Below are 17,583 nucleotides of genomic sequence, written 5' to 3'. Positions count from 1 at the left end.
CGGTGAGCCGACCTTCCGCCGTCGTACTCCCCCGTACCGAATTCGACGTCGCTACCCTGTTGGCCCGGGCCACAGCTCAGGGGCGAAGCGTGAAAGTCGTGGGAGGGGCGCACTCGTTCACCGACATCGCAGCGACCGACGGAGTCTTGGTCAGCCTGGACCGGATGCAAGGGCTTGAGCATGTGGACCCGGCCACCGGCGAGGCGACCCTGCTCGGAGGGACCCGGCTGTTCAATGTCGCGGAGCTACTCGCCCCGCATGGCTTGGCGTTACCCAATATGGGCGATATCGACCACCAGTCGCTGGCCGGCTCGCTGGCCACCTCGACCCATGGCACCGGGTTGGCGTTCACCGGGTTCTCCGGTCTGGTGACGTGGCTGCGGCTCGCTCTGCCCGATGGGTCGATCGTCGAATGTTCGGCGACCGAACGACCCGAGCTGTTCCAGGCGGCACGGGTCGGGCTCGGGGCCATCGGCGTCGTGCTGGCAGCCACGCTGCGCTGCCTGCCGGCGTTCCAGCTGCGGGCCGTCGAGAAGCCCGAACCGCTGGCTGGCATGGTCGAATCCTTCCTGGAGCGATCGGCGAGCGAAGACCACCTCGAGTTCTATTGGTTCCCCCATACCGAGACCGCGTTGGCCAAGACCAACACCCGGCTGCCGGTCGACGCCCCGCGACACCCGGTCAGCCCGCTGTCCCGCCTGCTTGACGATGAGCTGCTGGGCAACGGGGCCTACGGGATGATGTGCGCGGCTGGCTCCCGCGTCCCGGCATTGATCCCGTCGTTGAACCGCCTTGCCGCGAAGACCCTGGCGGCCCGTGACTATACGGATGTGCCCCATAAGGTGTTCGTCACTCCCCGGCGGGTGAGGTTCCGCGAGATAGAGTACTCGCTACCGCTGGAGGCGTTCGGCGGGGTCTTCGCCGAACTCAAGTCGGCGATCGAGGGCTATCGGGAACCGATCAGCTTCCCGATCGAAGTGCGCACTTCCGCGGCCGACGACACGTGGATGGGGACCTCGACCGGTCGCCAGTCGGTGTACTTCGCGGTCCACCGCTACGCTCGGCAACCACACCAGGAGTTCCTGCAGCACGTCGAGCAGGTGTTCATCGCCCACGGAGGCAGGCCGCACTGGGGGAAGCTGCACTCCCGCGACGCCGAGTATCTGGCGGGTGTCTACCCTGAGTTCGACCGGTTCACCGCAGTGCGGGACGAGACGGACCCGACCGGGACTTTGCTGAATCCGTATCTGCGGCGGGTGCTGGGAGCCTGAACATCTGGTTCGCTACCTACGCAAAAGAACGACGCCGGCCGCGGGAAGCCGGGGCCGGCGTCGTTCTGGTTACGTTCTAGTGGGAGTGCTCATCCTGCAGCCCGAGTGCCACCAGCGGCACCTCGACGGGGGCGTCCTCGGGGATGTGGTTGCGGACCTTGCGTCCGCGCACGTAGCCGATGAGTCCCAGGGCCAGGATGCAGCCCAGGGTGCCCAGCGCGAAGGCCTCGTAGGTTCCCTGCGCCACACCCCACTCCTCTTGGAAGTCGTACCCCACGCCGAAGACCTTTTCCAAGGTTCCGGGGAAGACCGCCACGAAGGAGCCGAGCAGGACCCAGACGAAGCAGATCCCGCCGAGGATTCTGAAGCCGGTGTTCGATACCGGGACGCGGAACGGGCGTGCGACCTTCGGGTATTTGGTGCGCAGCCGGATGACGGCCGGGATGGCCACCAGGTAGCTGAGCAGGAAGGTGGAGATCGAGATCGTCAGCACGACGCCGAAGAGCGCGCCGCTGGTACCACTGAGCTGCATGGCCGCCAGCATGAACAGCGTGGCAACGACACCGGAGAGGGTGTTGACCCGGATCGGGGTGCCCAGCTTCGGGTGGAAGCGGCCGAAGTAGCCGCCGAAGAAGGAGCCGTCCGCCGCGGCCATGGCCTGCATGCGGTCGCTGATGATCATCCAGGCCGCACCCTGCGAGACCAGGATGAAGCAGAAGACGACGGCGGAGATGGTCAGCATGACCGGGGCGCCGGCACCGAAGATCGTGTAGACGGTGGCGATGGCCCCGAAGAGGCCGCCGATGCCGGTAATCTCATCCAGCGGGACCACCAACAGGATGGCCAGGATGGGCAGCAGATAGCTGGCGGCGGCAATGAGCGATGAGCGCGCCACCGAGACGGGGACGTCCTTGGCGGGGTTCTTCATTTCACCGGCGGCACTGTTGCCTGATTCGAAACCAAGGAAGGAGAAGAGCAACAGCGGGGTGACCGCAAGGAAACCGGTCAGGGTCGGGGAGAAGAAACCCAGGGTCAGCTCGTTGAAGCCATGCTGGATCCCGTAGACGAAGGTGACCCCGAGGAAGAAGGCCAGGAAGGCGATCTTCATGATGGCCCCCAGCGAGGGCAGCCATTTTCCGTGCTTGAGACTGATGATCGCACTGCTGACGGTGATCCAGATGAAGACGATCTTGAAGAGGTAGTCCCCGACGCCACCGGCAGTGACGGGGATGACGTATTCATTCCAGGTCTCGACGGCCACGAAGGCCATGGCACCACCGACCCAGACAGGCTGGGTGACCCAAGTGAAGAGGGCGGCAACAGCGGCCACGACCCGACCGAAGGCCATGCGCGCCCAGACATAGACGCCGCCTTCTTCGGTAAAGGCGCCGCCGGTTTCGGCGAAGATCAGGCCGTAGGGGATCAGGAACGTGATGGCCAGGACGAGGGTCCAGGTGAAGGTCTCGCCGCCGAAGCCGGAAACTTGTCCCAGGACTTCGATGGAGACAAAGGCGGCGACGACGAGCAGCATGATGTCGATGCGGCTGAGGGACTTCTGGAGGTGCTGGCTTTGTTCCTGCGCCAGCGCAGTGGATTCTGCGTCATTCTGCATGGGATTTTCCTTTCGGAAACCGGCTGCCGGAGGAACCGGCGAACGGGGCGGGCGAACCGAGGTGCACTCAGCCTATGGACGTGATCGACATCACGTAAACAATGATTTATCGATCTACTTCAGCGCGCCTGCAGATGCAGAGAAGCTGCTGGGCATGCCGATGGGGGCCCGGTCAGATCAACCGTGCCCGCATCGGCGATATCGAAGCGCGACGAAGCCTGAAGGCCTCGGCGCGCCTATTCCAGTCCCTGCCGCTGCAACACCGGACGCATCAACAACAGCAACAGTGCGGTCAGCAGGGTACAGACCGCCACCGCCCCGAAGAACAGCGGCTCGCTGTCCGGGGTGTAGAGCTGGCCCACGAAGCCAGACAGGCTCGCACCGGCAGCAGTGGACAGCCCCACCAGAGCCATCATCTGGGAGTGGAAGGCCCGCGGAGCCAACTGAGTGGCGGCGGAGAAGCTGATAGGGGCGAAAGTCACCTCGGCGATGCCGAACAACACCATGCCCAGGACCACCGGCACCAAGTTGACCAGGGCGCCACTCCACAACGGGATCACGGCGAAGACACCATAGCCGGTGGCCATGACGACCAAGCCGAGGACGAGCTTGCTGCAGGTGCGCGGCTGCCGGGCGCCCAGAGCCTGCCACAGGCCCGCAATCAGGGGGCCAACGGCGATGCCGGCAATCACCTGGAAGATGCTGATGTAGGCCGGCGGGACCTCCACGGAGCCGATGGAAAGATCGACCCGGGTCTGGGCGTAGACGGCGAAGGTGGTGAACAACTGCAGCACCATGGTCCAGAAGACGACGGCGGCGATGAAGATGGGGACGAAGGCGACGACCTGGCGTCGCTCGCCCCTGCTAATGGTTTCGGCTCGCAGCATGACCACGAAGTAGCCGGCTGCGACGAGGCCGATGACCAGCAGGACAGCGGTGTTGATGTTCTCCAGCGTGATCACCGAGGTCGCGACCAGTGCACCGATGACGGCCAAGAGTCCGAGCAGACCCAGCAGGGCATTGCGCCGACCGGTCCGGCCGATAGGGTTCGGCACGGTGTTGGCAGCGGAGGGGAGGGTCTTCTGCCGCAGCAGGTAGATGACGAGTCCGATGGTCATCCCGACGGCAGCCGCGGTGAACGCCACGTGGAAGCCAAAGCGCACCTGCAAGTAGCCGGTCACCACCGGGCCAAGGAAGGCGCCGACCAGGATCCCCGTGTAGAAGAGCGAGAATCCGCTATCGCGCTTGAGTGGCTTGTCCTCGTAGAGGCTGCCCATCATGGCGAGGATGTTCGGATACAACCCGCCGGTTCCTGCGGTAATGAGACCTAGGCCCAGGACCAGGCCGGGCAACTCGGGAACGACTGCGAGGGTCACATGGCCGGCGACGATCACGCAGCCACTGATCAAAACGACGAATCGGGCCGGGAGCAGTCGGTCGGCGACCCAGGCGCCGAGGGGCTGGGTCAGATAGACCCCTCCCCCGTAGGCGCCCGCGATGGCCAGCGCCTGGGATTGGGACAGGCCAAGGCCACCGTCAGCCACCGAGAAGTAGATGTAGTAGGCGAGGATGACCTGCAGCCCGTAGAAACTCAGTCGCTCCCACATCTCCACGCCGGCCAGCGTAGGCAGCCCCTTGGGATGGCCCAGGCCGGCGGGGACTTCGGAGGACCCTGATGGTTCCGTTGCCGGCCTACGGGTTCGTGGAAACGACATCGCTTTTCCTCCTGGTGGCTGACCCCGGCGGGGTCGGGGTCATGGAATTCGGGCGGGCCCGGACTGGAATCAGCCTAGGGACGTGACCGGCATCACGTAAACGTGCAAATTCAGATGCACTTCATCAGGCGGCAAGATTCACTGGCGACGTGGACAACAGTGCGGGCCCGGCCGCCACGGCCGGGCCCGCACCGTCACGGAAATGACTACTCGAATTGGATCCAGGTGGTTTTCGGCGCCGTGTAGTTGTCGAAGGCGTGCAACGACAGGTCGCGGCCAAAGCCGGACTGGCGGAATCCGCCGAAGGGCGTGCTGTTGCCCATGGCATCGACGGTGTTCACCGACACGGTGCCGGCGACCAGCGCGTCCGCGACTCGGTGGACCCGGGGGAGGTCTTTGGTCCACAGAGAGGCTGCCAGGCCGTAGTCGGTGTCATTGGCCAGGGCAATGGCCTCGGACTCGGCGGAGAAGGACTGGACCACGGCCAGCGGCCCGAAGACCTCCTCGCGGTGCAGAGGATGACCGGCGTCCAGCCCGCCGACCAGCGTGGGTTCCAGGTAGGCCCCGGAGCCGTTGATGGAGGTGCGGTTGCCACCGAAGAGGATCGCCCCGTCGGCGCGGCCGCGCTCGACCCAGGCCCCGACGTCGTCCGCATGGGATTCGGAGATCAGCGAGCCGTTGCCTTCTCCCCCGGCCAGCGGGTCCGCGGGCGCGTAGGCGGCCGCGGCTGCAGCCAGCAGCTCGACGAATTCGTCATGGACACTGGATTCGACGAGGATCCGTGAATTCGCTGAGCAGACCTGGCCATTGTTGTAGTAGGCACCGAAGGCCGCCTTCTCGGCGGCGGCCGGCAGGTCCGCATCGGCGAAGATGATATTCGAGCTCTTGCCTCCGGCTTCCAGGCTCAGCCGCTTGATGTTGCTGTCTCCCGAGGCGTGTAGCAGGGTGCGAGCCACTGCAGTGGAGCCCGTGAAGGCCAGGACGTCGACGTCCATATGCGCGGCTAGTGCCGCCCCGACCTCGCGCCCGGAACCGGTCACGACATTGAGGACACCGGCGGGAAGCCCTGCTTCGACGGCGAGTTCGGCCACGCGCAGCAGGGATAGCGAGGTCTGCTCGGCGGGCTTGATGGCCACTGCGTTGCCCGAGGCCAGCGCCGGCCCCAACTTCCACATGGCGATCTCCAGTGGGAAGTTCCACGGGACGATGGCCGCCACGACCCCCAGGGGCTCACGGGTCACTTGGGCCGTGGCGCCAGGGGTGACGGCGGGCAGCTCGCCGACCAGCTTGTCGATGGCCTCGGCATACCAGCGTAGGCAGGAGATCGCACCGGCGGCGTCGACGGCCTGGGTTTGCAGGATGGGGCGGCCGGTATCGAGGGTTTCAAGCAGGGCGATCTCCTGGGCATGCTCCTCAAGCCGGTCGGCCACTGCGAGCAGGATCTCCTTGCGCCCTTCGGCGCCCAGGTGCTTCCATTCCGGCTGTGCCCGGCGGGCGGCAGCGACGGCGCGATCGACGTCTGCGGCCCCGCAGGCGGCCAATTCGGCCAGAGGGGTCCCCGTGGCCGGGTTCGTCACGGTGCGTCGCACGCCGCTGGCGGCATCGCAGCGCACGCCGTCGATGAAGGCGCGGGCATCGGGAGTCAGTCCATGGGCCCGGGAAGTCCAGTCGACCAGGTTTTGTTCAGTCATCATCATGCTCCTTCAGTGTTTACTTGGTTCGGTGCCGCCTCAAGGTGGCGGCTGGTCTCTGTGGGTCCCCGGCGGCGGGCACCGTTTCCGGTGCGCAAGAGGGCCGTGGCGCCCGCCAGGCACAGCAGCTCGACGGCGATGACGCCGAGCATCGAGGAGCCGTGCTCGACATTTTCGGCCGGGGATCCGGTGGCCGGAGCGCCCCCACCATGGTCATGGTGGCCCCCACCCCCCGGAAACGTCAGCCAGGCCATGTGGAACAGGGCCATGACCGCACACATCACCAACAGGTGACGCGCGGCGGTGCGCACGGCACAGGTTCCACGCCACAGGTGGATCAGACAGCTGGCGCAGGCCATCCCCATTCCGGCCATCATCCAAGCCATGACACCGCTCGCCGACGCTGCCGAGGCCAGATGGGCTCCGACGCTGGAGCCAACCAGTGCGACGAGGATGGCCTGGCGCAACAGACCGTCGCCCACGCCGCGCCGAGCCCGTGGAAGGGTGCCGGCAACCGGCGCTGGGGCCGAAGTAGTCAACGTGGCCATGTCCTTGCCTCCTATGTTCCTACCCGGTGCCCTCGCTTCGGGTTGCCCCTTTACGTAGCGCCGTGATCTGGCTAACATTGTTTTGATTGAACAGTTGTACCATCAAAACCCCGTTCGAAGGAAGAGTCATGACCCTGCAGTCAGAAGTGCAGACCACCATCGCCAGCCACCCGTTGGACCAGCTCGACGCCACGGAGATCACCACCGCCCGTCGCATCCTGGCCGAGGCGGGACTCGTTGAGGACTCCACCCGGTTCGCCTACCTCGGCCTCGAGGAACCGGCGAAGGCAACGCTGTACACGGCCGGGGCAGCCGAAGCCGACCGCCGGGTCCGCGTCATGCTCTGGGATCCCGTGCAATCACGGTCCCTGGACGTCATCGTCTCGCTGGGCACCTCGGCAGTGGTTTCCACTCGCGAACTGGATCCCGCCGTCGACGGTCAACTTCCGGTGCTGCTGGAGGAGTTCGAGATCATCGAGGAGATCCTCGCCGCCGACGAAGGATGGCTCGCCTCCTTGGCCTCACGTGGGCTCACCCCGGAACAGGTGCGCGTCGCTCCGCTCTCGGCCGGGGTGTTCGACTACGAAAACGAAGAGGGCAAGCGACTGCTGCGCGGCCTGGGTTTCCGTCAGGACCACCCCGGTGACCACGCCTGGGCCCACCCGATCGATGGCCTCGTGGCCTTCGTCGACGTCGAGAACCGCCGCGTCAACCACCTGCTCGACGACGGTCCGGTACCGGTCCCGGAGATCAACGGCAACTACACCGAGCCGGAGATCCACGGCGAGCTGCGCACGGATCTGAGACCCATCGAGATCACCCAGCCCGAGGGCCCGAGCTTCACACTCGAGGGGAACCTGCTTACCTGGGGCGGTTGGGATCTCCGCGTGGGTTTCGATGCCCGCGAGGGTGCGGTGCTCCACCAGCTCCACCACACCTTCGAGGGTCGACGCCGTCCGCTGATCCATCGCGCCTCGATCTCCGAGATGGTCGTGCCCTATGGCGACCCGGCCCCCTACCGCAGCTGGCAAAACTACTTCGACTCGGGCGAATACCTGGTCGGACGCGACGCCAACTCCCTGAAACTGGGCTGCGACTGCCTGGGTGACATCACCTACATGTCGCCGATCATCGCCGACGACTTCGGCAACCCCCGAACCATCGACAACGGAATCTGCATCCACGAGGAGGACGCCGGGATCCTGTGGAAGCACACCGACGACTGGGCCAACTCCGAGGAGGTGCGCCGCAACCGCCGCCTCGTGGTTTCCTTCTTCACCACGGTGGGCAACTATGACTACGGCTTCTACTGGTACCTCTACCTGGACGGCACCATCGAGTTCGAGGCCAAGGCCACCGGCATCGTTTTCACCGCTGCCCTCCCCGAAAAGGGATACGCATACGCCTCCGAAATCGCCCCTGGACTGGGTGCCCCCTACCACCAGCACCTCTTCAGCGCTCGACTGGACATGATGCTCGACGGCACCACCAACCGGGTGGAGGAACTGGACCTGGTGCGCGTCCCCAAGGGGCCGGGGAACCCGCATGGCAATGCCTTCTCGCAGAAGCGCACCGTGCTGGCCCGCGAATCGGAAGCCGCACGCGATGCTGACAACTCGTTGGCCCGTCAGTGGCACATCAGCAACCCGAACGTGTTGAACGCGGTCGACCGCCCGGTGGGCTACACCCTGTACCCGCAGGGCCAGCCGACATTGGCCATGGCCGAGGATTCCTCGATCGCCGCCCGCGCCGCCTTTGCCCGCCACCACCTCTGGGTCACCCGGCACGCGGATGACGAGCGCTATGCCGCCGGCGATTTCGTGAACCAACACCCCGGGGGTGCCGGCTTGCCGGCCTTCGTGGCGCAGGATCGCGACATCGACGGCCAGGACATCGTGGTGTGGCACTCCTTCGGGCTGACGCACTTCCCGCGCCCCGAGGATTGGCCGGTCATGCCGGTGGACCTGGTGGGTTTCACCATGAAGCCCCATGGCTTCTTCGATAAGAACCCGGCCATGAACATCCCGGCGTCGACCGCCTCGCACTGCGACAGCGCCGAGGAGTCCACGGGTTCCTGCCACTAACCGGCCGATAGGATGGGGTGTCGGCCCGAGTGCCGACACCCCATATTGGCGCCCTAGCAACGAATGACCCAGAAAGCAGCCCATGCCCCGCCTGGTGGACCACGCCGAACGACGCCGCACGATCATCGCCACCACCTGGCGACTCATTGCCGACGAAGGAATCGACCGACTGAACATGCGTGATCTGGCGCGTGAATGCGGCTACGCCGGCCCGGGTGTGCTGGCCCACTACTTCCCGAATAAGGACGCACTACTGCTGGCCTCCTACCGGTTGATCTGCGAGCGCACGAATGAGCGCATCACCGCGGCGATCACCGGCCGCCGCGGCATGGAGGCCCTGCAGGGGCTCTGTCTGGAGATCATCCCCGCCGAGGACCTCACGGCCACCGAGGCCCGCGTGGCCGTCGCCTTCTGGCAACGCGCCCAGACCAATACCGAATTGCGCGACGTCGGCCAGCAGGCACTGGGCGTCTGGCGTGATCTGATGCTCGGCTGCGTGGCCGAGGCCGAGCACGACGGTGCCCTGCGCGCCGATCTCGGAGCCGCCGACTACGTCGAGATCATCCTGAACTTCATGATGGGCCTGCATATTACCGCGATGCTCGATTCCGACGCGGTGACCGGCACGCGCCAACGGCGACTGCTCGCCGGCGCCTTGGGGCAGGCCACCGCTTCACCACTTCAACCGATGCGGTGAATCTGGTTCTATCCGTTTACGTGGGATGGAGCACACTTCTAGGCTGATGGGGACCCCGTTCGAGGAGTATTTCCCATGCAGTATGCAGATGTGATCCTGGGCGGTGGAACCGTCCACACCATGGATCCGCACCATCCGCTCTCCAATGCCGTGGCCGTCACCGATGGCCGGATCAGCGCCCTTGACTCCCGGTCCGTGGCCGCCCTGCGGGGACCCGAGACCGAGGTCATCGACCTAGCCGGCCGGGCCGTGCTACCGGGATTCATCGACGCCCACGTGCATCCGCTGCCCGCCGGGCTACAGATGCTCACCGCCGATCTCTCAGGGGTCCATTCACTCACGGACTACCGCCGCATCATCTCCGACTTCGCCCGAGCCAATCCCGGGAACGAGTGGATCGAAGGGGCCGGTTGGTACGGGGACGTCTTCCCGGGCGGCTTCCCACACCGGAGCCTGCTCGACGAGCTGGTGCCCGACCGCCCGGCCCTGCTATTCAGCCACGACGCCCATGGTGCCTGGGTCAACAGCCGGGCCTTGGAACTGGCCGGCATCGACACCGCCACCGCAGACCCCGATGGCGGCCGGATCGTCCGTGACGGGGACGGCCAACCCACCGGGATGCTTCTGGAACGGGCCATGGATCTGGTCGACCGACTCATCCCGGCACCGGATGACGCACGTATTCGGCGCGCGCTGCTGGCTTCCCAGGAATTCCTGCACCGTCACGGCATCACCGGATGGCAGGATGCCGCCGTGGGCCGGGCCTTGGGCTCCCCCGACCCCTACCCGTACTACCGCGCACTGGACGCCGAGGGCCTGCTCACAGGACGGGTAACCGGGGCGTTGTGGTGGGAACGTGAGCGGGGTCTGGAACAGGTGGCAGGTTTCGTGGCCCGCCGGGCCGAATGCACCGACAGGTTCCGGACCACTGCCGTGAAGATCATGCAGGACGGTGTCTGCGAAAACATGACTGCCGCCATGACCCGCCCCTATCAGGGACACCCAGACGAACGCGGCCTGTCCCTGGTGCCGGCCGATGAACTGCGAGATATCACCCGGGCCCTCGACGAGAAGGGCTTCGACCTGCACCTGCACGCCGTGGGAGACCAGGCGGTGCGCGACTGCCTCGACGCCCTCGAGCTCCCCGGCCGTCCAGGATGGGACCCGCGCCACCAGATCGCCCATCTGGACCTCGTCGACCCGGAGGACTTCGCCCGCTTCGCCGAGCTGGGGGTCATTGCCAATATCCAGCCGCTATGGGCCCGCCACGACCCGGTCCTGGTGGAAACCAAGCTCCCGCTGCTCGACTCCGGCCATCTCGAGGTCCACTTCGCCTTCCGGCGCCTGCAGGACTCCGGGGCGCCGGTGGCCATGGGCAGTGACTGGCCGGTCTCCAGCCCCGATCCACTCTGGGGCATCCACACCGCAGTCAACCGCACCGCCCCGGCGCATGACCCGCATGCCAACGACGACCGCTCGCGTACCGATCCCCTGCTCCCCCACGAGGCCCTCACCTTGGAGGCCGCACTGCACGCAGCCACCGCCGGCGCCGCCCACGCCGCCCGCTTGGATGCCCACTGCGGCAGCATCCGGATCGGCCTGGACGCCGACCTGGTCGTACTCGACGCGGATCCGTACCAAGTGGAGGCCTCTGCTCTCGGCGACCTCCAAGTCGATCTGACCTTCGCCGGAGGCCGAGTGGTCCATCGGCGCCCGACCGGCCCGGCTAGCTTCGGCACGGATTACGCTGTGGAAATACCGTTACATCTGTTCTAGTGATGCCAATCCGGTGTTTTAACTGTTTGATCTAGCTCACATCCCGACTGAGACTGGAAGCAGGAACAGCACGAATCCACCGGAACCGGCCTCTCCGGAAACGGTGGCATCAAGGAATGGAGAAGACGATGTCTATTGAAGAAACAGAAGTACTCGTCGTGGGTGCCGGGCAGGCCGGCGTGGCGATGAGCGAACACCTCGGTGCCCAAGGGGTCTCCCACGTGGTTCTGGAACGGTCCCGGATCGCCGAACGTTGGCGCTCCGAACGCTGGGATTCCCTGGTCGCCAACGGTCCCGCCTGGCATGACCGCTTCCCCGGCATGGAGTTCGCCGAGGTCGCCGCCGATGGGTTCCCCACCAAGGAACAGGTCGCCGACTACCTCTCGGATTATGCGGATATGGTGAAGGCCCCGATCCGCTGCGGCGTCGAGGTGTCCTCCGTGACCAAGAAAGCCGGGGCACCAGGCTTCCGCGTGGAGACCTCCGAGGGCACCATCGATGCCCGGTTCGTCGTCGCCGCCACCGGCCCGTTCCAGAAACCGGTCTTCCCGCCTCTGGTCCCCGAAAGCGCCGGCATCGCGCAGATCCACTCCAGTTCCTATCGCAACCCCTCCCAGCTACCCGACGGCGCCACCATGGTCATCGGCGCCGGCTCCTCTGGGGTCCAGATCGCCCGAGAACTCGCCCGTTCCGGACGCCGCACCTACCTTTCCGTCGGCCCCCACGATCGTCCGCCACGCTCCTACCGCGGCCGCGACTTCGTTTGGTGGCTCGGGGTCCTGAACAAATGGGACATGTCCGCCCCGCCACAGGGTGCCGAACATGTCACCATTGCCGTCAGCGGCGCCGACGGTGGCCATACCGTGGACTTCCGAGCCCTGGCCGCCGACGGCATCACCCTGGTGGGCCGGACGATGACCTGCACCGACGGGATCTTGGGCTTCGCCGCCAACGTGAAGCAGAACGTGGATCTGGGGGATGCGAACTATCTGTCTCTGCTCGACGAGGCCGACGCCTACATTGAGGCCAATGGGCTCGACCTGCCCGAGGAGCCCGCGGCCCGCGATCTGGGCGAAGATCCCGACTGCCTGACCAACCCGATGCTCGAGCTGGACCTGGAGGCCGCCGGAGTCACCTCCATCGTGTGGGCCACCGGCTTCACCGTCGACTATTCCTGGTTGCAGGTCGACGCCTTCGACGCCGACGGCAAACCCGACCACCAGCGCGGCGTGTCGACCGAGCCGGGCGTCTTCTTCCTCGGCCTGCCTTGGCAGTCCCGCCGCGGCTCGAGCTTCATCTGGGGTGTCTGGCATGATGCCAAATATCTGGCCGAGCAAATCATGATCAAGCGCAGCTACCACCAGTACCGTTCCCCCGGCGAGATCGAGGCGACCGCCACAGGCGAGCAGGAACTGGCCGCCGCTGCTCACTAGGACCTACGGGCTCAGATCGACCACTTTCGAGAACAAAGGCAATCACCACTGATGAAACACACCCGGATCCGTCCGTTCAACACCAAGGAAACCTACCCAGAGCAAAAACTGGACAACGACCTCTGCCAGGCTGTCGTCGCCGGTGGCGTCGTCTACCTGCGCGGCCAGATCGGGCAGGACCTGGACACCCGCGAATCCGTGGGCATCGGCGATGTCGAAGCGCAGGCCGAAAAAGCCATGGCGAACATCGACATGCTCCTGAAGGAGGCCGGCGGCACCCTGGAGGACGTCGTGAAGGTCATTGTCTACCTCACCGATATCCGCTACCGCGAGCAGGTCTACACAGTCATGGGCCGTTGGCTCAAGGGCGTCTACCCGGTCTCCACCGGACTGGTCGTCGATTCACTGGCCCGTCCGGAATGGTTGGTTGAGATCGACGCGACGGCCGTCCTCGGCGAAGGAGCATGAAATGACGTTCTCGATCCTCGCCCGTGACGCCGACGGAGGCTTCGGCTTGGCCGTCACCTCGTCCTCACCCTGCGTCGCAGCCCGCTGCCTGCACCTGCGCCACGGCATCGGCGGGGTTGCCTCGCAGAACATCACCGACCCGCGCTACGGCAAGCAACTGCTCGACGCCCTAGCAGCGGGCAACACCGCCGAACGGGCGCTGGAGCGGCTCGTCGCCGCGGATGCCACCAGTTCCTACCGGCAGATCTGTGTCATCGGCGACTCCGGGGCCCCCGCGGTCCATTCCGGGGAACACACCTTGGGAGTGAACCACACCGCAGTGGGCCAAAGCGCCGTCGCCGCCGGAAACCTCCTGTCGTCGCAGAACGTAGTCGACGAGGTCCTGGCGGCCTTCGAGGCCGCGACCGGGGAGCTGGAAACCCGGCTCCTGGCCGGCCTCGAGGCGGGCCTGGCCGCCGGCGGGGAGGCCGGGGACCTGCGGTCCGCGGGACTCGCGGTCGTCCGCGACGTCGATTGGAACAGCACCGATCTGCGGGTCGACTGGCACGAATCACCGATCACCGAGCTGGACGAGCTACTGGGCATCTGGCTACCGGAGCGTGACAACTACGTCATCCGGGGCATCGACCCGAGTCTGGCCCCCGCCTACGGGGTGCCCGGCGATGAGTGACCCCAAGGTAGCTGCCCGGCAGACAGTGGATGCGGCACTGCCTCAGCTGGTTGCCCTCTCCGAGGACCTGTATGAGCACCCCGAAATCGCCTGGCAGGAAGTCCGCTCCGCGGAGTTGGTCGCCACGTTGCTGGAAGAGCACGGTTTCGCGGTCACCCGCGATTTCCTCGGGGTGCCCAACGCATTGAAGGCCGTCAGCGGTGCCGGCCGTCGGCGGATCGCCGTGATGGCTGAATACGATGCCCTGCCACATATAGGCCACGCCTGCGGACACAACCTCATCGCCGCAACCTCGGTCGGCGCGGCGCTGGGGCTGGCCCGCGTCGCCGACGAGCTGGACCTGACGGTCGAGCTGTATGGAACCCCCGCCGAGGAAGGTGGCGGTGGCAAGATCGAGATGCTGGACCGCGGAGCGTTCGAGGGTGTTGACTTCGCGATGTTGGCCCATCCGGCACCGGTGGACGTCGTGCGCGCCGAGCCCTTCGCCGTCTCGCATTCAGCGGTCTCCTACACCGGCAAGGCCGCCCACGCCGCTGCCTACCCCTCGCAAGGCATCAATGCGGCCGACGCATTCATCGTCGCCCAGGTCGCCATCGGCCAGCTGCGCCAGCAATTACCTCCAACCACGCGGGTCCACGGGGTCATGACCAGCGGCGGGGAGGCACCCAACGCCATTCCCGAGCGGACCACGGGCCGGTGGTATGTGAGGGCCTCCACCCTGACCGAGCTCACCGAGGTCCAGCGCAAGGTCGAGAACTGTTTCGAGGCCGGGGCCCTGGCCACAGGCTGCGAGTTGTCCTTCGAACCGGAATCGCAGCCCTACGCGGACTTCAGGGCCTTTGAGCCGGGGCTGGAGGCCTATGAGCGCAACGCCCGTGCGTTGGGCCGGGACCTGCGCACCGAGGGTCCGGAAACCGAGATGCGCCGGGCCTCCACCGACATGGGCAACGTCTCCCAGATGGTGCGCGCCATCCACCCCTACATCGGCGTTGGCTCCTATCCGGTGCTGAACCACCAGAAGGAATTCGCCGACCACTGCGTGGGCCCCACAGCCAACCAGGCACTCATCGACGGCGCCGTGGCGCTGGCTTGGACCGGTATCGACGTGGCCGACCTGCTGTAGGACCGGCCCTCAGCTGTCCTGCTGCGCCGCCACGACCTGCCGCCGCACGGCCTGGGCCACCGCCCGGACCCGGGCGGTGGGTCGTTGAGTGCGCAGGTGCGCCAGCACCGTGAGCAGTTCGGGCACCTCATCGGAGATCTCCACGGTGGCCACGCGGCCGCCGTCGTACGTCAAATCATGGTGGGGCCGCTGGTGCAGGATCGAATACCCGTGGCCATGGGCGACGAACGTGCGCACCGTCTCGTAGCTGGAGGACCTGAACCTGGTGTCCGGTTCCGCACCGGCATGCCGGGCCAGCGACAGCATCAGGTCCCGGGTGTGGGGCATATCCAACAGGATGAAGGGTTCCCCGCGCAGCTTCGACAGCGGGATCGACGTCTCGCCCGCCAGCGGATGGTCCGGAGGCAAGGCCAGATAGGGGGGCGCCCCGTCAACGACCGTGGTAGCAATCGGTGCCGGCAGATCCATGTCGTAGCAGAGTGCCAGATCCGCCTGCCCGGTTAGCAAGGCGTTGACGCAATCCGCGGTATCGCCTTCGACCACCTCGAGTTCGAGCTCCGGATGCTTTTCCCTCAGGCGGGTCAGCAGGCCGGGCAGCAGGAACGGGGCCAACGTCGAAAAACATACCATGCGCACCCGGCCCGAAAGGCTCAGTTGTTCCCCCCGAGCCTGCTCCAGACTTTCGTCCACATGGGCCAGGATCGACTGTGCATCACGCACGAAAAGCTCCCCGGCCGGGGTGAGCACTAGGCCCTTTGAACGCTGCCGAATGAAGAACTGCGTGCCCACCTGGCGTTCCAGTGAGGCAATGGCCGCGGAGACCGCGGACTGGGCGACGTTGAGACGTTGGGCCGCGCCGGTCATGGTCAGTTGTGCCGCAGCCTCGACGAAATAGCGCAGCTGGGTCAGGGTTACATCCATGGGCCAACCCTAGTCCTGTGCATCTAAAAAAACGATACGCCTGAGCGGAAATGACTACTAGACAGCTTGTGGCGTGGGTCTCAGACTGAAATCAAGCACCCACCAACACCTGAAGGACCCGTGATTCCGTATGCCCGGCATCTCCCCCGCCGCTCAAAACACCGTGACTCGCACCGAATGCGACAGCCTGGGTGAGCGCGAACTTCCCGTCGGGGCCCGCTGGGGCATCAGCACCGTGCGCGCGGTGGAGAACTTCCCGGTCAGCGGCCGCACCATCGGCGGTTTCCGCTCACTGGTCTGGGCGCTCGGGGCCGTCAAATGTGCCGCGGCCCGTGCCAATTCCCGACTAGGCATGCTCGAAGACTGGCGCGCCGACGCCATCGAGGCCGCCGCGCAGGCAGTCATGTCGGGCCGGTACGACGAAGAATTCATCGTCGACCGGATCCAAGGCGGGGCAGGCACCAGCACCAATATGAATGCCAACGAGGTCATCGCCAACCTCGCGCTGGAACATCTGGGCCGTCAGCCCGGTGACTACCAAACCATCAATCCCCTTGACCATGTGAACCGCAGCCAGAGCACCAACGACGTCTACCCCACCGCGGCCAAGATCGCGCTACAGCGGGGTCTGGCGGACTTGGTGGGCGAGCACGCCGCTCTGTCTGACGCTTTTCGGGCCAAGGCCACCCAATTCGCCGATGTGGTCAAGGTCGGACGCACCCAGCTCCAGGATGCGGTGCCGATGACCCTCGGTCAGGAATTCGGGGCCTTCGCCCAGACGCTGGAGGAGGATGCAGCCCGGTTGCGGGAACTGTCGGCCCACTTGGCCGAAATCAATTTGGGAGCCACGGCCATCGGCACCGGGATCACTGCGCCCGTCGGCTACCGTGAAGCCGCTGTGGCCGAACTGGCCCAGCTGACCGGGCTCGAACTAGTCAGCGCCACCGATCTGGTGGAAGCGACATCGGACACCGGGGTGTTCATCCTGGTCTCCGGGATCCTCAAGAGGGCCGCCGTCAAGCTCTCGAAGATCTGCAACGACCTGCGCCTACTTTCCTCCGGTCCGCAAGCAGGTCTGGCGGAAATCTTCCTGCCCGCCGTCCAGGCAGGATCGTCGATCATGCCCGGCAAGGTCAACCCGGTCATCCCCGAAATGGTCAACCAGGTGGCCTTCCGCGTAGTCGGAGCCGATGCCACCGTCACCATGGCCGTCGAATCCGGCCAGCTGCAATTGAACGCCTTCGAACCGGTCATGGTCGACGCCTTGCTGGAATCCTTCGAGTGGCTGACCCACGCCTGCCAGATCCTGCGTACCCGCTGCGTGGACGGCATCGAGGCCAACTCCACGGTCTTGGCCCGACGCAGCGCCGAATCGGTCAGCGTCGTGACTGGTCTGGCACCGCTGCTCGGCTACGCGGCTGCCGCGGGTCTGGCCAAGGAGGCCCTGACCAACGGATCGACTATCCCCGAGTTGGTGTTGGAACGGGGCCTCCTCGATCCCGAACACCTCTCCCAGCTACTCTCCCCGGCTCTGCTTGCCGGACTGGCCCAGTCCAGCCGTTCCCCCGCATAAA

At 65.9% G+C, this 17,583-nt stretch carries 14 protein-coding genes; 9 read left to right on the top strand and 5 right to left on the bottom strand.

Features of this window, described 5'->3' with window-relative positions; genetic code table 11:
- The first annotated feature begins 2 nt into the window (after window positions 1-2).
- Window positions 3-1,271, top strand: a complete 1,269-nt coding sequence (locus AC3ZI9_RS01965) for a D-arabinono-1,4-lactone oxidase (RefSeq protein WP_489923779.1) — start codon at window positions 3-5, stop codon at window positions 1,269-1,271.
- Window positions 1,272-1,347: 76 nt separating this feature from the next.
- Here AC3ZI9_RS01965 and AC3ZI9_RS01960 read toward each other — a convergent pair whose 3' ends face one another.
- The 4 genes from AC3ZI9_RS01960 to AC3ZI9_RS01945 form a co-directional block, all read right to left on the bottom strand.
- Window positions 1,348-2,883: an APC family permease gene (locus tag AC3ZI9_RS01960; protein ID WP_489923778.1), complete on the bottom strand. Its 1,536-nt coding sequence runs from the start codon at window positions 2,881-2,883 to the stop codon at window positions 1,348-1,350.
- A gap of 236 nt (window positions 2,884-3,119) precedes the next feature.
- Entirely contained in the window at window positions 3,120-4,598 is a 1,479-nt protein-coding gene (locus AC3ZI9_RS01955) for a peptide MFS transporter (RefSeq protein ID WP_489923777.1), read from the bottom strand.
- Window positions 4,599-4,804: 206 nt separating this feature from the next.
- Window positions 4,805-6,295 carry an aldehyde dehydrogenase family protein gene (locus AC3ZI9_RS01950; RefSeq protein ID WP_489923776.1) on the bottom strand — a complete coding sequence of 497 codons (1,491 nt, stop codon included), beginning with the start codon at window positions 6,293-6,295 and terminating at the stop codon, window positions 4,805-4,807.
- The gene (locus AC3ZI9_RS01945) at window positions 6,292-6,837 is read right to left on the bottom strand and encodes a hypothetical protein (protein WP_489923775.1); all 546 of its coding nucleotides are present in this window, start codon (window positions 6,835-6,837) and stop codon (window positions 6,292-6,294) included. Before AC3ZI9_RS01945 ends, AC3ZI9_RS01950 begins: the two co-directional genes overlap by 4 nt.
- A gap of 128 nt (window positions 6,838-6,965) precedes the next feature.
- Between AC3ZI9_RS01945 and AC3ZI9_RS01940 the strand changes: the two genes are divergently transcribed.
- The 7 genes from AC3ZI9_RS01940 (at window position 6,966) to AC3ZI9_RS01910 (ending at window position 15,088) form a co-directional block, all read left to right on the top strand.
- Window positions 6,966-8,921, top strand: a complete 1,956-nt coding sequence (locus AC3ZI9_RS01940; protein WP_489923774.1) for a primary-amine oxidase — start codon at window positions 6,966-6,968, stop codon at window positions 8,919-8,921.
- An 82-nt stretch (window positions 8,922-9,003) separates the two neighbouring features.
- The gene (locus AC3ZI9_RS01935) at window positions 9,004-9,618 is read left to right on the top strand and encodes a TetR/AcrR family transcriptional regulator (RefSeq protein ID WP_489923773.1); all 615 of its coding nucleotides are present in this window, start codon (window positions 9,004-9,006) and stop codon (window positions 9,616-9,618) included.
- A gap of 75 nt (window positions 9,619-9,693) precedes the next feature.
- A complete protein-coding gene (locus AC3ZI9_RS01930; RefSeq protein ID WP_489923772.1) occupies window positions 9,694-11,394 on the top strand; it encodes an amidohydrolase in 1,701 nt (566 codons plus the stop codon).
- Between the two features lie 128 nt (window positions 11,395-11,522).
- Window positions 11,523-12,827, top strand: coding sequence for a flavin-containing monooxygenase (locus AC3ZI9_RS01925; protein ID WP_489923771.1), 1,305 nt, complete (start codon window positions 11,523-11,525; stop codon window positions 12,825-12,827).
- Window positions 12,828-12,878: 51 nt separating this feature from the next.
- On the top strand, window positions 12,879-13,295 hold the full coding sequence (locus tag AC3ZI9_RS01920; RefSeq protein WP_489923770.1) for a RidA family protein: 417 nt from the start codon (window positions 12,879-12,881) through the stop codon (window positions 13,293-13,295).
- Window position 13,296: 1 nt separating this feature from the next.
- A complete protein-coding gene (locus AC3ZI9_RS01915) occupies window positions 13,297-13,965 on the top strand; it encodes a DUF1028 domain-containing protein (protein ID WP_489923769.1) in 669 nt (222 codons plus the stop codon).
- Window positions 13,958-15,088 (top strand): M20 family metallopeptidase, encoded by a 1,131-nt coding sequence (locus AC3ZI9_RS01910; RefSeq protein ID WP_489923768.1) that lies wholly within the window; start codon window positions 13,958-13,960, stop codon window positions 15,086-15,088. The genes AC3ZI9_RS01915 and AC3ZI9_RS01910 overlap by 8 nt, the downstream gene beginning before the upstream one ends.
- Window positions 15,089-15,097: 9 nt before the next feature.
- On the opposite strand, the gene AC3ZI9_RS01905 is transcribed toward AC3ZI9_RS01910, so the two are convergent.
- Window positions 15,098-16,009, bottom strand: a complete 912-nt coding sequence (locus AC3ZI9_RS01905) for a LysR substrate-binding domain-containing protein (RefSeq protein WP_489923767.1) — start codon at window positions 16,007-16,009, stop codon at window positions 15,098-15,100.
- A gap of 130 nt (window positions 16,010-16,139) precedes the next feature.
- On the opposite strand from AC3ZI9_RS01905, the gene AC3ZI9_RS01900 reads away from it, so the two are divergent.
- The gene (locus AC3ZI9_RS01900) at window positions 16,140-17,582 is read left to right on the top strand and encodes an aspartate ammonia-lyase (RefSeq protein ID WP_489923766.1); all 1,443 of its coding nucleotides are present in this window, start codon (window positions 16,140-16,142) and stop codon (window positions 17,580-17,582) included.
- The last annotated feature ends 1 nt before the right edge of the window (window position 17,583 follow it).

The organism is Arthrobacter sp. AOP36-F1-5 (assembly GCF_058137995.1).
This window is presented reverse-complemented; position numbering and strand designations above follow the sequence as displayed.